The organism is Cuniculiplasma divulgatum (genome assembly GCF_900083515.1).
GTDB lineage: Archaea > Thermoplasmatota > Thermoplasmata > Thermoplasmatales > Thermoplasmataceae > Cuniculiplasma > Cuniculiplasma divulgatum.
Genome location: NZ_LT671858.1, coordinates 198706 through 213557, shown reverse-complemented (window position 1 = coordinate 213557; position 14852 = coordinate 198706). Strand labels below are relative to the sequence as shown.

Annotated in this window: 13 protein-coding genes and 1 rRNA gene; 5 read left to right on the top strand and 9 right to left on the bottom strand. The window is 40.2% G+C overall.

From position 1 onward, the window contains the following. Nucleotides 1-6: 6 nt before the first annotated feature. The 4 genes from CSP5_RS01020 to CSP5_RS01005 form a co-directional block, all read right to left on the bottom strand. On the bottom strand, nt 7-219 hold the full coding sequence (locus tag CSP5_RS01020; RefSeq protein WP_021789305.1) for a protein translocase SEC61 complex subunit gamma: 213 nt from the start codon (nt 217-219) through the stop codon (nt 7-9). 106 nt (nt 220-325) lie between these two features. After that, nucleotides 326-1794 (bottom strand): 16S ribosomal RNA (locus CSP5_RS01015). A 272-nt stretch (nt 1795-2066) separates the two neighbouring features. After that, nucleotides 2067-4013 carry an APC family permease gene (locus CSP5_RS01010; protein WP_172399369.1) on the bottom strand — a complete coding sequence of 649 codons (1947 nt, stop codon included), beginning with the start codon at nt 4011-4013 and terminating at the stop codon, nt 2067-2069. A 211-nt stretch (nt 4014-4224) separates the two neighbouring features. Next, nucleotides 4225-4920 carry a GNAT family N-acetyltransferase gene (locus CSP5_RS01005; protein ID WP_148689475.1) on the bottom strand — a complete coding sequence of 232 codons (696 nt, stop codon included), beginning with the start codon at nt 4918-4920 and terminating at the stop codon, nt 4225-4227. Between the two features lie 137 nt (nt 4921-5057). Between CSP5_RS01005 and CSP5_RS01000 the strand changes: the two genes are divergently transcribed. Beyond that, on the top strand, nt 5058-5222 hold the full coding sequence (locus CSP5_RS01000) for a DNA-directed RNA polymerase subunit K (RefSeq protein WP_021789308.1): 165 nt from the start codon (nt 5058-5060) through the stop codon (nt 5220-5222). 5 nt (nt 5223-5227) lie between these two features. Here CSP5_RS01000 and metG read toward each other — a convergent pair whose 3' ends face one another. The 4 genes from metG to CSP5_RS00980 are packed head-to-tail and all read right to left on the bottom strand — an operon-like array spanning nt 5228 to nt 9896. Further along, nucleotides 5228-7339, bottom strand: coding sequence for a methionine--tRNA ligase (gene metG / locus CSP5_RS00995; protein WP_021789309.1), 2112 nt, complete (start codon nt 7337-7339; stop codon nt 5228-5230). Between the two features lies 1 nt (nt 7340). Further along, the gene (gene lysS, locus CSP5_RS00990) at nt 7341-8843 is read right to left on the bottom strand and encodes a lysine--tRNA ligase (protein WP_021789310.1); all 1503 of its coding nucleotides are present in this window, start codon (nt 8841-8843) and stop codon (nt 7341-7343) included. 5 nt (nt 8844-8848) lie between these two features. Further along, nucleotides 8849-9445 carry an orotate phosphoribosyltransferase-like protein gene (locus CSP5_RS00985; RefSeq protein WP_021789311.1) on the bottom strand — a complete coding sequence of 199 codons (597 nt, stop codon included), beginning with the start codon at nt 9443-9445 and terminating at the stop codon, nt 8849-8851. A gap of 25 nt (nt 9446-9470) precedes the next feature. Further along, nucleotides 9471-9896, bottom strand: coding sequence for an HIT domain-containing protein (locus CSP5_RS00980; protein WP_021789312.1), 426 nt, complete (start codon nt 9894-9896; stop codon nt 9471-9473). A 180-nt stretch (nt 9897-10076) separates the two neighbouring features. Between CSP5_RS00980 and CSP5_RS09660 the strand changes: the two genes are divergently transcribed. Together CSP5_RS09660 and CSP5_RS00975 are read left to right on the top strand one after the other, a co-directional pair. After that, a complete protein-coding gene (locus CSP5_RS09660; protein ID WP_021789313.1) occupies nt 10077-10247 on the top strand; it encodes a hypothetical protein in 171 nt (56 codons plus the stop codon). 6 nt (nt 10248-10253) lie between these two features. Then, entirely contained in the window at nt 10254-10649 is a 396-nt protein-coding gene (locus CSP5_RS00975; protein ID WP_021789314.1) for a hypothetical protein, read from the top strand. A gap of 10 nt (nt 10650-10659) precedes the next feature. Here the strand turns inward: CSP5_RS00975 and glgX are convergent, their stop codons facing one another. After that, entirely contained in the window at nt 10660-12765 is a 2106-nt protein-coding gene (gene glgX, locus CSP5_RS00970) for a glycogen debranching protein GlgX (RefSeq protein ID WP_021789315.1), read from the bottom strand. Nucleotides 12766-12915: 150 nt separating this feature from the next. On the opposite strand from glgX, the gene CSP5_RS00965 reads away from it, so the two are divergent. Continuing rightward, the gene (locus CSP5_RS00965; RefSeq protein ID WP_021789316.1) at nt 12916-13494 is read left to right on the top strand and encodes an isochorismatase family cysteine hydrolase; all 579 of its coding nucleotides are present in this window, start codon (nt 12916-12918) and stop codon (nt 13492-13494) included. A 102-nt stretch (nt 13495-13596) separates the two neighbouring features. Further along, entirely contained in the window at nt 13597-14754 is a 1158-nt protein-coding gene (locus CSP5_RS00960) for a citrate/2-methylcitrate synthase (protein ID WP_148689473.1), read from the top strand. The last annotated feature ends 98 nt before the right edge of the window (nt 14755-14852 follow it).

Genomic DNA, 14852 nt, shown 5'->3' with positions numbered 1-14852 from the left:
TAACCCTCAAAAAGCTATAGTCATCAGATAGTAAATTAAAAAGCCAAGAGCCCCTAAAAAGATAATACCTGCACCGGTAATAGCCAGTACCTTGACATATTCCTGAGATCCAGGCTTTTTTGCCATCTTTATGATTCTGGCATACTTGCCTTTCCCTATCCCAGAAAATCGTCTCTCGATTTTCTTCTGTACTTCCACGAGATCTTCTTCAACTGACATAAATTACCCTGTTGTTTAGTTAACGAATACTTATTAAAAAAGTTTGTTGATAAAAAACGCAAAAACCTGAAATGAGTGTGCTTGTGGCCCGCCAAGGTATATATTTAGGAGGTGATCCATCCGCAGGTTCCCCTACGGATACCTTGTTATGACTTAACCCTCCTCACTGACATCAGATTCGAATCAACCCTTTCGAACTAACCCTCATCCAACACCAGCTCGGATGGTTTGACAGGCGGTGTGTGCAAGGAGCAGGGGCATATTCACCGCGGGATGTTGACCCGCGATTACTACGGAATCCAGATTCATGAGGGCGAGTTACAGCCCTCAATCCTAACTACGAACAGGTTTCGGGATTGGCTTCCCCTTTCGAGGTCGCAGCCCATTGTCCTGTCCTTTGTAGCGCGCGTGTTGCCCGGAAGATTCGGGGCGTACTGACCTGCCGTCGACCCCTCCTTCCTCCAGTTCTGCACTGGCGGTCCCTTCAAAGTTCTACCAACCTCACGGTTAGCTTAGCAATTGAAGATGGGGGTCTCGCTCGTTATCACACTTAAGTGAACGCCCTACGGTACGAGCTGACGACGGCCATGCACCACCTCTCCTGCTATCGAGTAAATTCATCAGGTTGACTCTCATACACAGGTCGCCTCCGGTGAGTTTTCCGGCGTTGAATCCAATTAAACCGCACGCTCCTCCCGTTGCGGTGCTCCCCCGCCAATTCCTTTAAGTTTCAGCCTTGCGACCATACTCCCCAAGCGGCCCACTTAACACCTTCGCTACGGCACTGCACCCCCTTACCGGAGATGCAACACCAAGTGGGCAGTGTTTACAGCTAGGACTACCCGGGTATCTAATCCGGTTTGCTCCCCTAGCCTTCGTTCCTCACCGTCGGATCCGTTCTAGTTGAACGCCTTCGCCACCGGTCGTCCTTCCAGGATTACAGGATTTTACCCCTACCCCAGAAGTACATTCAACCTCACCCGGTCCCTAGATTTGCAGTCTCTCCAAAATTTCTTCAGTTAAGCAGAAGTATTTTCCTAGAGATTTACAAATCCGGCTACAAACGCTTTAGGCTCAATAAAAGTGACTACCACTCGAGCCGCGGGTGTTACCGCGGCGGCTGGCACCCGTCTTACCCAGCTCTTATTCCTTGAGCTTTTTAGGATCAAGAAAAGCCTTAACATAGTTAAGGCACTCAGGCTTCCCGTGTCGCGCTTGCGCGCATTGCACAGTTTTCGCGCCTGCTGCGCCCCGTAGGGCCTGGACTAGTGTCTCAGAGTCCATCTCCGGGCTCCCTCTTTCAAGGCCCGTACCCGTCTTAGGCTATGTGGTCCTTTACACCACATACTACCTGATAGGCCGCAGACTCATCCTCAGGCGAAATTCTTTCATCGTCAAAGCATTCCAGCACATGACAACTATGGGGTATTAGCCTCAGTTTCCCGAGGTTATCCCCCACCTGGGGGTAGATTGTCCGCGTGTTACTGAGCAGTACGCCGGTGTCTTACGACCCCTTGACTCGCATGGCTTAGTCGAAACCTGATAGCAGTAGCCGCCGGCAGGATCAACCGGAGTTAATCCAATTGCCGTACAATTATTATTAAATTTGGAAATTGGCGAGCCACAATTTGCACCATTATCTCATCTCGGTTGTGATAGCAATTCACAACTTCATCTTTAACCAATTATGAATCAATGGATCACGTTGAGATATTTCTCTTTCACCATATACGCCTATATTGGTTTTATTTTCAGGCTTGTGCGTAATTCTGTGTATAGTAACGGAGTATATAACGATTTTGAAAAATGTAAAAAAATGGTAATTTGTTGGTTAAAAATTGTTCCCTTCAATCTTCCAGTGTACTGAGAGGAACTCCCTGGTCTGCGAGTATTGACTGCACATCGTCTTCAGAATATCCAGATCTTACAGCGAGGAAGAAGAACGCTATGGCCACTACTATTACTATGAATGTGTCGTATGGGAACAAAAGCAGGGGAACGTATGGGAATGACTGACCTGCTACCGCAATAGGCGAAACATAGGGTCCAAACGCACCTAGATAGGAGAACCCAAAGATGAAAAGCACGAAATAAATTAACCACCAGCCTGATTTTATTTCCTTCTTGTTTTCATCCTTAGCCCAGTGATGGATAAGGAAAGTCAGAACAATTGTTGATATTACTATCATTACATATACAGCGATGAAGTAGTAGAAAACTGAGTCTGGAGCAGCTATTGGTGTTGATGCAGTAATGTTCGATACGGCGGGTATTATTATATCATAATATACCAGATAGAAAGAAATTCCAATTATTATCCAGTATATGATTCCACTTGTTATTGTCTTGCCTAATGAAATTCCAAGCTTATATGTTCCATAGTAAATCAGGTAAATTGGTATTCCTCCCAGTATCAGCATCATCAATATTGATAAAGTGATATATCCTGACCAGTATACTATTAAAGTTGCACTAACGAAGGCAATAATTGAAAGAACCTTGCTATAAGGTAGTTTGTATGGTCTCTGCACATTTTTTGCGGTGTTTCTCAGCACTCTCAGGCTGACGCCTCCCATTATGTAGGTGAAGACTGTTGCGCTTGATATGAACCCTACTAAAATATACCATGACGGGAAGGGAGCTATGAATATAATTCCTATAATTGTAGAGAGTATCAATGGTATCATGGGTACTCCGCTCTTCTTATTGACTTTCATGACATTAGGAGGGAAATACCTGTCAGTTGCCAGTCCGTAAATTGTTCTTGTGGATGTTCCAAGGTAGATCCATCCTGTTCCAGATGGTGATATGACTGCATCTACCAGCAATACTGAGCCCCATGCCCCGAATCCTGCAATACCAGCTGTTTCAAATACGTGATAGAAGGGCGATGATGCATATGATGAAACCGTTAATCCTGACCATGAGAACGTTGTAAGATCAGCTACTGATACTCTTATTGCTCCAATGTATACTAACTGAAGGATTTCATAAACTACTATTCCTATCACTACTGAAAGTATCAATGCCCTTGGTATATCTCTTTGAGGATTCTTTGCCTCACCACCATAATCCAGTGCCTGTCTGAATCCCAAATATGAGAAGACTATACCCGCTCCAGGTATAGCAGTGAAAATGAATGGTGTGCCAATTGCGTTGAACCCTCCAGCAAGCGCCGTGAAATTGCTTGCACGAAACATAAAGAACAGCAGGATAAATGTTATTGTTGGTATGACAAGTTTCCAATAAACAAAATATTCATTCCACCTTCCTAGGAATTTTATCCCGAAATAGTTTAGGAAGAAGAAACCTATCATAAGCAAAACTGCAATTATGACACCATATACTGTCAGCGATGTAAAGGAACCTAGTACGGTCGTTCCCGAATAGGACATGAATCCCAGACCCTTTAGCCCTGAGATATATGTTACTGCAGCTACTGCTTCTATGGATGGAACTGTAACAGCCGAAAGCAGATATGCCCATCCTAAAATGTAACCTGTGTAACTACCATGTGTCATGTGTGGATATCGAACTATACCACCACTCCTTGGTATCATTGCAGCCAGCTCGGAATAAGTCAGCGCGATAAAAATGACCATCACACCTCCTATAAGCCACGAAAGAGTTACTGCGGGACCAGCAGTTGCCGCTCCTGCATTTACTCCAAAGAGCCACCCAGAACCTATAATCCCTCCAACAGAAAGGAAGAGTAACTGCACAAAACTCAATTCTTTTTTAAGTTTCTTGTCTTCCCCAGATACAGTGGGATTTACATTTTCATTATTTTCCATTAGATGGTATGTTATAACATGGTTATAAGTTTTATGCTTCCTTATCAATTCAAAATGTTTAGGGCAAGGCGCCATAAATAGATATGACTATAAATTAGGTTTAGGGAAAGAGAAGATCGTTATCAATTTCTGCAAAGATCGCTCAAAGGCCTATTTTTTATATTTCTTCAGCATAATAATCAATATAGTTCAGATAGACAGAAATAAAAACTCATATATCTTTTCCATAATATATAAATGTCCAGGAATCGGTGTCTTTCATTTCCTTGATGATTCCATCATTCAACAATCTCTTGTTTATGGAAAGAAATGCTCCACCTTCTGAGTAATCCGGCTTTGATACAAATTTTATCATTTGATAGGACTCTGAACTTTTGACATATTCATTTCCCTTTGAATCATTCATAACTTTTAGATCTGGAAAATTCTCTATCATTTCGTTTTTATCCCAGATCTCCCAGTCCATTAAATAATTCCTTTCCCTTAGATCAAAGTCGTGAATCTCTGTTAGACTGAGCGGCTCACACATAAATGAAATATACTGTTCAATTTCCACATAACCAAGTTTCCTGAACATTGATCTAGAGGCTATATTATCCTCTGCAACCAGTGCTCCATAGGCCCTGCACTTTCTTTCCTTTCCCTCCTCTTCAATCTTCCTTATCAGTTTTTCAGCTACGCCGTGTCTCCGGTATTCTGGGTCTACCCTTATAGCACTTATCCAGCAGATTTTCCTGAACCCAGCCTGAGCGAAACCTTTTACGTCTCCATACTCATAAACATACATTCCTCCGTCCTTAAGCATTCGTTCGATATTGTCACTTATGTAGTCTATATAACCAGCCCTTGAGGCTATATCTTTAATTTTCTCAGAATCAGAAATCGTTGCAGGACGGATTAATTCCATGAAATTGAATGAAATATATCTTAATAGTTTTTATTACCACCATAGCTACCAGCTAAAAACAGAAAACTTGAAACAATACCTATTTAAGACAAAAGCTATTATATGGATTTAAATTACCTGATGGCACACTGGTTTATATGAAGCACACAAAATTTGAGAAAGCAAGAATTATAGGTGCCAGATCCCTGCAGATATCAATGGGGGCCCCGGTTATTATTGACGTCCCAAAGATCATGATTGATCCTGTTGACATAGCTATACTTGAATATGACAACAATGTTATACCAATAACAATAAAATAATATTTTTATCTGATAATAGATTTTTGTTCTACATTTCCGTCTATATTAACATCCTTGCCGTTTGCCATCAGGTGTAACCTGTTTCTTCCCATCATGGCTGTTGGTACCATTTTTCCGTTGATCTCGTCAACCCTCATTTCGTAAGTCTTCAGGATGTCAAGATCGATTTTCTTTTCAGTGTTACATTGAATGTCTCCAACTGTTACTTTAGTTCCCTCATTTTCGTCAGTTGTCAGTAAATGTGCACCCTTTGAATCCTGTGCTGCCAGTAGCATCCCCTGAGACTCTATACCTCTAATTTTAGCATGTTTCAGATTCTCGACCACTATTATTTTCTTATTTTTCAGTTCCTCCAGCGTATAATAATTTCTTATTCCTGCAACGAGGTCTATCTCATGATCACCAAGGCTTACCTTCAGATGTAACAGTGAATCTGCATTCGGATGGAATTCAGCGAATACAATCCTTCCTACGATTAGATTCATCTGGTTCTCAGGTTCCTCCTCAATTTCAAGCTTCTTGAATATGATTGCACTTTCCGATGGCTTGAATTCGCATGTTTCAGCAAGATGTGACATTGACGCGTTCTCAATTGATGTACCGTGTATGGATAACCACGCCCTGTCAGCCCCAGATGGGACGAATGGGTATATGGCAAGAGTTAGATATTCCACAGCCTTAAGTGTGTGCCATAGTTTTGATTCGGTCATTTTCCTGTCGGTTTTTATCAGATCCCACGGCTTTGAATCGTTGAAGTAGGTGTTTACAACTTTCACATTCTCGAGCCACAGGTTGAGAGCCTTTCTGAATTCTATTCTTCCCATCAGTTCACTGTAATTTTCCCTGAATTTGTCCATTTGTACAATTAATTCTATGTCTGAATGATCTGACTCTCCCTTAATTGGAAGAACGTTTTTATTTTTGGCAAAGGTTACTACCCTGTTTACAAGATTTCCATACTTTCCACTCAATTCTGAATTCACCTTTTCCTTCATTTCCTCAAGTGAAAAATCAGAGTCGGATGTTTCCGGTAGGATTGATGATATGTAATATCTGAGAGAATCCTTATCAACCATTTGCAGTACATCATTTACTGTGTACCCTATACCCCTTGATTTTGAAAATTTCTGTCCCTTGAATCTAAGGTACTCATTTCCTGTGACTCTGTAGGGAAGAGGGTATTTTCCAGAGGCTTTATGCATTGCTGGAAGAAATATGGTATGAAAGAATATGTTGTCCTTTCCCAGAAAGTAATAAGTTTCCCCGTCATCATAATATTCTTTCCATAACTCACTGTTTCCAGAAAGTTCCGAGTATTCCATAGCATTGGAAAGATAACCCAGTAGAGCCTCGAACCACACATAAATCCTCTTACCTTCCATTTCATTTTCCTTTAACTTTACACCCCATTCCATATCCCTTGTAATGGCCCTATCTCTAAGACCACTTTCTATGATATTTAATGGGAAAGATGTTACATTTGACCGCCATTCATTCTTGGATTGCAGCCACTCTTTGAGAAAATCTGAAAACTCAGATATCTTGAAGAATATATGAGCTGTCTCCCTGAATTCTGCCGGTCCACCACAGATGGCACAGGTAGGATTTATGAGATCTCTTGGATCATTAGTCCTCCCACATTCATCACACTGATCCCCTCTGGCATATTCATATCCACACCTTGGGCATTTCCCATTGACATACCTGTCAGGGAGAAACCTCTTTTCCCTTGGACAGTATGCAGATTCCATCATTCTTCTTTCCAAATAACCCTTTTTTTCAAGATCCTCAAAGAAATCCTGTACAAACGTTTCATGAGTTTTGCTTGTTGTTCTCCCAAAGTAATCAAATTTTATATCAACGTTGCTGAACGTTTCTACAAATTCAGCATAATACTTATTGACTATCTCTTCTGGTGTTTTTTTCTCTTTTTCGGCCTTCAGTGCTATGGGTGTTCCATATTCATCCGTTCCACAGATAAAGATGCTATCCCTCCCTGACATCTTTATGAATCTATGAAATATGTCCCCAGGCAGGTATGCCCCTGCAAGATGACCAATATGAATGGAACTGTTGGCATAGGGTAACGCACAGTTGATTACAATTTTTCCACTCAAATCAATCACCACAAATTGTTTTAAATCTTGCCAGCACCCTTTCTCTTGGAATTACTGACAGAAAGAATCCAAGTCTCGGTCCTCTTTCATTACCTATAAGTACCCTGTAAATCACCTTGAATCCATCCGCCGGCTGCATACCTGAATTACCAATTGATTCCCTTGCACATTCATGGATTTTTTCCGGCTCCCATGAATCCAGTGTGCCTAGTTTACTGTTGAAATCACATAACATTTTTCTCTCATCCTCATTAATACTTACTGGATCATCTGTATTCTTTAGGGAAAATTTAGAAGCTTCGGGAGCATAGTTATGTACCCAGATTCTTGCCATGTCAATTGTTTCTTTAAGTATATCTGGATCCTGATCCTTTCCCTCAGATCTGAGTATTTCCCCTATTCTCTCCTCTGAGCTGTATATTTGCACCAGTGTGGTCAGATGCCTGTAATCAGGAACTGTTTCATAAGGTCTACCTGCCTTTGATAGAGTTGCTATCCAGTGCTGTTCTTCAGTTGTGTTTTTCTCCTGCTCCATTTTCATCAGACGCTCGAATTCATCCATTGTTGAGAGGAAGCCAAGTGCCGGATCAAATTCTATATGCCTAGTTGCCGGGACCCTCGCCATGATATACCTAACAATCTCAGGAGGTGCAAAACTGAGTATTTCCTGGGCTGGTATGTTTACCCCTGTGGAAGAATGCATTGCTCCCTTTCCCTTAAGTAATATCCTTTCATAAATAAGTGGCAATGGTGCCGGATATTCAAAAATCTTTTCCACAATTTCCTTTCCAGTGTCATATGATCCCCCTACTGTTCCGTGATCTTTCCCGAATGGTTCTATTGTAACCTTTAATATTTTCCACTTTGCAGGCCATTCGATCCTCCATGGAAGTTTGCCATCATCGTGATATATATCACTTTCACCATTGCTTCCGCATTTGCAGGAATACGAAACTTTGGTGTCACTATAACCTGTAACAGTGGTTGAGTTAATCCTTCCACAAACTGAACACTTTGGATTGTATGGAAACCATTCTGGTTCCAGTTCCCTTCCAGATATGGTCTCCAGTATTTTCCTTATTTCATCCTTCTTTTCTATGACCTTCTCTATGATTTCTCCAAACTTGCCGTCTCTGTAAAGTTCTCCGGTTTTTATTACCTGAGGCTTAACATCCAGCGACTTCAGGGCTTTCAGAAAGGGGTTAAGATAGAATTCTGAATAGGTACCATCTCCACTGGGAGCCGGTATATCCCTGAGTGGTTTGCCCACATGCTCTTTATATGATTCGGGAAGAAACGGATATACCTTTCGCAATGGATCTATGTCATCTGCCAGATATATGAATTCAGATTCCTTACCATCCATCAGAAGACTCTTGTATATTATATCCCCTGTTAGAATTTCTCTAAGATTTCCCAGATGAATTGGACCCGATGGAGATATTCCGGTAGAAACCTTCTGCTTTCCTTTTAGTTCATGAATTAATGATTGACCCCAGTACATTTAAATCATTCTTTTCCGATTAAAGATGCCCTGAATAAAGACCTCAGCCTTACCCCATCGATTTCATCTTCCTGCATTTTAGATGCTATCACTATGGCAAGTTTTACTTCTCCACCTTCTTCCCTTATATCCTTGATTGTTCTTCTCAGGGTTTCGCCGGTACTGCATACATCGTCTATTACAATTATTTTCTTACCCTTGACTGATGCGAAGTTACTGCTGAAATAGCCATCCTTTCTTGAGGGGTGGGGCTTGTATATAATCAGTTCCTTGTCAAGGAAATAGGAAATCATGGTTGCGTAGGGTATCCCGTTAACCGTGATTCCTAGTATAGAGTCGGTCTCATAATCTCCATCTGCAGATTCCTCCTCAATTATATCCAGCATTATCTGTGATAGATTTGCTATCCTGTTCCCATAGACGCCAACACTTCTCCAGCCTATCTTCACGTCCTGAACGTTCTTCTGCTTCGTAAAGTCTCTGGCCAGAAGCCATGTGACAGTATTAACCGAGAGATGTAATTCTGTGGAAATTTCCTTATCTGACATTCCCTTATTCTTTAACTGTAATGCCTTATTGTATAATTCATCCAAACTGTACATTTTAATTTCCTCCCATCCTATTATGTTAATCTATATTATTAATCTCATTTAATCTCTTTTCTATTCTTCTACAATCATTTTCTAACTCTTCCTCTGACTGTTGCAACCTGTTCCAGCCAATTTCCCTTCCACAGTGCCTTGGAATTATGTGAAGGTGATAGTGCATTACCATCTGTCTTGCGCACTCTCCATTGTTCTGGCCTATGTTAATTCCATCTGCTTCGAATACATCTCTAAGAACTGACGCAATTTTTTTTGCGGCCTGTTGAATCTCCAGGTACACTTCACTATCTATGTCAAAGATGTTTTCATAATGTTTACTGGGAATTATAAGCACATGTCCTTCTTCTACAGGATATTTGTCCATGAATCCTATAACAGTACTGGTTCTGTAAAATATGTGAGCATCTTTTCCCGTTACAACATTACTGCAAAATACACACTTTTCCAATAGACTTACCAGATAGGTAATGGAAGACTGCAATTTTAAATTTTACCGACAACTAGCTGAAGTGAAATTCCTGAATAAGATTGCACTAAAAGCTACCATTATTAGAAAATTTTGGATTTTTGAAAAATAGTACTATCAAGATTCTGGCAAAAATTTTAAGGAAGAATACCATGTTATTTCATGAAATGCCCGGTATGTGGTAATACTGATGGAATAAAGGAGAATAAACAATGGACTTTCAATTCATACATGGTAACAAGGTATACCTGTCCCAAATGCGGAGCAAACTTCAACTATTATAGTGGAGACAGGGGAGATTATACTATTCCGAAGCCCAGAGAAATGAAATAGATATTAATGAAATCTGAAAATAAACAGAAAAACTCGCTGCATCCAGAAATACATGTTACAAAAATTTTTTATGATGATCGATGCGAGCTATGTAGATTTTCAACCGATCTGATCAGGGGAAGTGGCATTGAAACAATTCCTATGACTGGCACACCTTTCCAAAATTCAAATGAATTAATTCTAAAAGATGAGAATAGAAATACTGACATAGGATTTGATGCAATTTTCAACCTTACAGGGAAAGTGACGATTCTGTTTCCTCTTTTGCCTGCCTTGTTCCTGTTAAAGATATCTGGAATCGGTGATGTGGCCTATAAAATTGTTTCGAGGAAGAGGCACAATGGAAAAATTCAGTGGCTTTTTTCGTTTCTAAACAGGTTGAGAATAAGAAACACAGGTTAATACTGTTTTACTAAACTATCTCTCTCAAAATGGCTGAACCCCTTGCCTTCAGAAGGTATTGCGGTGAATCAAGCCTTATTGGAAGTGTGTCCATGTTCAAGATGTTTGTATCCAGATAGAGTTCCCATTTTTTAGTATCATTTGGAAGCTTGAACATGATATCGCTATCCGATGAATTGAACAGCAGTAAAAGATCACCACCTGTAATCTTCCTGTAAGAATATTCTACCTCACTCGTGTATTCCCCATTTATCCATACCATAAGATGCTTAAGTGATGGATTCTTCCAATCTTCAATTTTAAGTTCCTCAAGGTTTTTGTCAAGCCAGACAACATCCTTCATTTCTGTCCCAGCTACAAGATCCCCTCTGAAAAAATTCTTTCTGGCAAGAACGGGGTTTGATCGCCTTAAAGCTATGGCTTTCTTAACGAATTTGTAAAGATTCTGCTTATCTTCATCCATATTCCAGTCATACCAGCTGATTTCATTATCCTGACAGTATGCATTGTTATTTCCCTGCTGTGTTCGTCCTATTTCATCTCCACCAAGTATCATGGGAGTTCCCTGTGAAACAAAAAGTGAGAGAAAGAAATTCTTGATGCTCCTGTATCTCAGTCCCATAATCTTCTTATCGTCTGTTCTCCCCTCTACGCCATAATTAAAGCTGTAATTTTCATCTATCCCACCTTCAAATCCCTCAGTATTTGCTTCGTTATGCTTTGTGTTATATGAAACCAGATCCATGAGGGTAAATCCATCATGACATGTTACAAAATTTATGCTGGAATGCGGTCTCTTGCCACCGTCATCATAAAGGTCGGGTGAGCCTGATATTCTTGTGGCAAATTCCCCAATCATTCCATCGTCTCCTCTCCAGTATTTCCTTAGGGAGTCCCTGTATTTACCATTCCATTCACTCCATTTTGGAGGAAAATTCCCTACCTGATATCCACCTGGTCCTATATCCCACGGTTCAGCAATTAATTTAAGTCTTGAAAGTACTGGATCCTGATGGATCACGTTCATGAATGGGGAAAGCATGTTTATGCTGTAAAGGTTTCTTGCAAGTGTTGAAGCCAGATCAAACCTGAATCCATCTATTTGCATCTCTATTGCCCAGTATCTCAGGCTATCCATGATCATCTGTAAAACCTGAGGATTGCTTACGTTTAGACTGTTTCCGGTTCCGGTAAAATCAACATATTTGGATGGATCAGATGGGTCTAGAAAATAGTATGTTCTATTATCTATACCTCTAAATGAAAGCAGTGGACCCATATGGTTTCCCTCGGCCGTATGATTATAAACCACATCGAGTATTACCTCAATGCCATTGGAGTGAAGATTAAAAACCATATCCTTGAATTCCTTTATCTGATTATCATGGCTTGTTGAATACCTCAGATCAGGGGCAAAATATGCTATGGTATTATAGCCCCAGTAATTTGTCAGTCCCCTATCTACCAGTACCTTATCGTCTACGTGCTGTTGCACCGGCATGAGTTCAACTGCAGTTATTCCCAGGTCCTTAAGATAGTTGATCACCTTTGAGGAGCCAAGCGCTGAATAGGTACCCCTGATATTCTTATCAAGATCTTCTTTCATCTGTGTAATGCTTTTTACATGCGTTTCATAGATTATGGTATCATTCCATCTCCTTTCAGGCTTTCTTACATCCTGCCAGTCGTAAAGATCATTGACAACCATTGACTTTGGCATGAATTCAGTATCATCCTCATTGTTAACAGATGAACCGTACATTATATCATAGGGAAATATGCTGTCATCCCAGTTTATTTTGGAATTAAGTGACTTTGCGTATGGATCTATAAGCAGTTTGTTCTTGTTGAATCTTAGACCTTGAGATGGATCGAATGGACCACCCACATAGTAGCCATACAATTGTCCCTCTTTTATACCAGAAACCTCACAGTGCCAGACGTGTGCATCCACTTCTTTCATCGAAATGGTTTCATTTGGACACTTCAAATCAGAGGGTTTAAAAAGTGCAAGTTCAATTGATTCGGCGTCTTCAGAATATATTGCAAAATTTACTCCATCGTTCGTAAGAGTTGATCCGAGGGGATAAGGCTTCCCTTCTGAAACAATACCCATAGGCACTGTAGTATACTGGTGCAATTAATCTTTACTGAATTGTGCATTTCAAAACTTATTTCACTAAGTTCTGTGTATGTTTGCAACCATAATTAGTTCAGTACATAAGAAAACAGGAAAAAAGTAAATATGTTCTAAACATACAAAAATATGGTTAAAGGAGAAATATACAAAGATATAAGAGGGGTAGTAAAACCAGAGCATTCAGCCCTGATAATATGGGATGTTCAGAATATGCTTGTGGGTAGAATATTCAACAAAGAGGAATTCATTAAAAATAACACTGAACTAATAAAAAGGGCACATGAACTTGAAATACCTGTAATTTTTACGAAGATAACACCTCTGCCGGAAAAATTTGAATCTGCCCCGAGACTTGCAAGAGGTGGATTTCCAAAGGAAATGGATAAAAGTATGTTTGAACTTACTATTAAGCCTGAAGACTCAGATATTGTATTAAACAAGAACACCGCAAGCATATTTATAGGAACAAATTTTGAGATGATGATGAGAAATGCAGGAATAGAGACCCTTATTTATACAGGAATTGCCACCGAAATTGGTGTGGAATCCAGTGTGAGAGATGGCTCCAACAGAGGCTTTTATAATGTTGTGATAAAGGACGCAGTTTCTTCAGGGAACAGAGAGGCCCATGAGAGATCACTGAAAAATATGGAACTTATGTTCAATGTCATTTCAAAGGATGAACTTTTGAACCTGTGGAAATGAAAACCCAATAGAAATTCAACCAGAATTAATTTTTTATTATGTGGCTTATACTGAGTATTAAACCTTAACAAACAAATAAGTATATTTTTGATATATAGGGATATGACAGACGAAAAAGTTACAATCAGTAAAGGACTAGAAGGTATTTTTATTGCTGATACAACACTCTGTAAGATCGATGGAACTAATGGAAAATTATGGTATAGGGGATATCCTATTGAGGTTCTAGCAGATAAATCAAATTATGAGGAAGTTGCTTTCCTACTCCTCTATGGACATCTGCCAAACAGACACGAAATGGATGTCTTTGATGCAAGATTAAAGGATGAGAGAGAGGTCTCCAGCGAAATTAAGGAGATCATAAAGATGTATTCTGGTAAAGCTCATCCCAATGACGTTCTTAGAACATGTGTTTCAGCCCTATCTACATACGATGATGATATGAGTGACAGGAGCAAGGAAGCCAATCTTGAACGGGCAGTAAAACTTATTGCTAAACTGCCCACCATTATTGCAATGATAGGAAGAACCATGAGAGGAAAAGGCTTCGTTGAACCGGACAGGTCACTCTCCCATTCATCAAACTTTTTATATAGGTTAACAGGCAAGAGACCGGACAAGGAATCTGCAAAGCTAATTGATCTGATGTTCATACTTCACGCAGAACATGGCAGTAACGCTTCTACATTTTCAACTCTTGTTACAGGATCAACACTGGCTGATACATACTCAGCAGTTGTAGCAGGAATAGCAACGCTCAGGGGTCCTCTCCATGGTGGTGCAGATGAAGCAGCACTGAACATGATGAAGGCCATAGGAGAACCTGATAATACTGAAAAATATATTGAAGATGCACTGGCTGGAAAACAGAGAATTATGGGATTTGGACACAGGGTTTACAAGGCCTATGATCCAAGGGCAAAGGTTGTATACAAATATCTTCAGTCCTTCATGAAAACTACCACTGATCCACAGATAGAGAAATTGCTTGAAATTGCCATAAGAGCCGAAAAGCTGATGGAAGAAAAGCTCAGTAAGACAAAAGGGATTTGGCCAAATATAGACTTTTTCTCTGGTCCACTTTACACAGCAATGGACATTCCATCCGATCTGTTTACCCCAATATTCGCAGCATCTAGAATGGCTGGATGGACAGCTCACCTATTTGAATACTGGGAGAATAACAGACTGTTTAGACCACTGGATAACTATGTGGGCAAGCTGGATGTTGAATACGTACCAATTGATAAGAGACAGTGAACCAACAATTATCAAAATTTTTAATTTAACTATTCTTAATATGACTTACAACTGGACTGCAGTGGTTTGATCTTAATACAGTTGCAGTCTGTATACTC

Excerpts from the sequence above, each read along its gene's own strand:
- CSP5_RS01020 (WP_021789305.1), bottom strand. The coding sequence starts at position 219 with ATGTCAGTTGAAGAAGATCTCGTGGAAGTACAGAAGAAAATCGAGAGA.
- CSP5_RS01010 (WP_172399369.1), bottom strand. The coding sequence starts at position 4,013 with ATGGAAAATAATGAAAATGTAAATCCCACTGTATCTGGGGAAGACAAG.
- CSP5_RS01005 (WP_148689475.1), bottom strand. The coding sequence starts at position 4,920 with ATGGAATTAATCCGTCCTGCAACGATTTCTGATTCTGAGAAAATTAAA.
- CSP5_RS01000 (WP_021789308.1), top strand. The coding sequence starts at position 5,058 with ATGAAGCACACAAAATTTGAGAAAGCAAGAATTATAGGTGCCAGATCC.
- lysS (WP_021789310.1), bottom strand. The coding sequence starts at position 8,843 with ATGTACTGGGGTCAATCATTAATTCATGAACTAAAAGGAAAGCAGAAG.
- CSP5_RS00985 (WP_021789311.1), bottom strand. The coding sequence starts at position 9,445 with ATGTACAGTTTGGATGAATTATACAATAAGGCATTACAGTTAAAGAAT.
- CSP5_RS09660 (WP_021789313.1), top strand. The coding sequence starts at position 10,077 with ATGAAATGCCCGGTATGTGGTAATACTGATGGAATAAAGGAGAATAAA.
- CSP5_RS00975 (WP_021789314.1), top strand. The coding sequence starts at position 10,254 with ATGAAATCTGAAAATAAACAGAAAAACTCGCTGCATCCAGAAATACAT.
- glgX (WP_021789315.1), bottom strand. The coding sequence starts at position 12,765 with ATGGGTATTGTTTCAGAAGGGAAGCCTTATCCCCTCGGATCAACTCTT.
- CSP5_RS00965 (WP_021789316.1), top strand. The coding sequence starts at position 12,916 with ATGGTTAAAGGAGAAATATACAAAGATATAAGAGGGGTAGTAAAACCA.
- CSP5_RS00960 (WP_148689473.1), top strand. The coding sequence starts at position 13,597 with ATGACAGACGAAAAAGTTACAATCAGTAAAGGACTAGAAGGTATTTTT.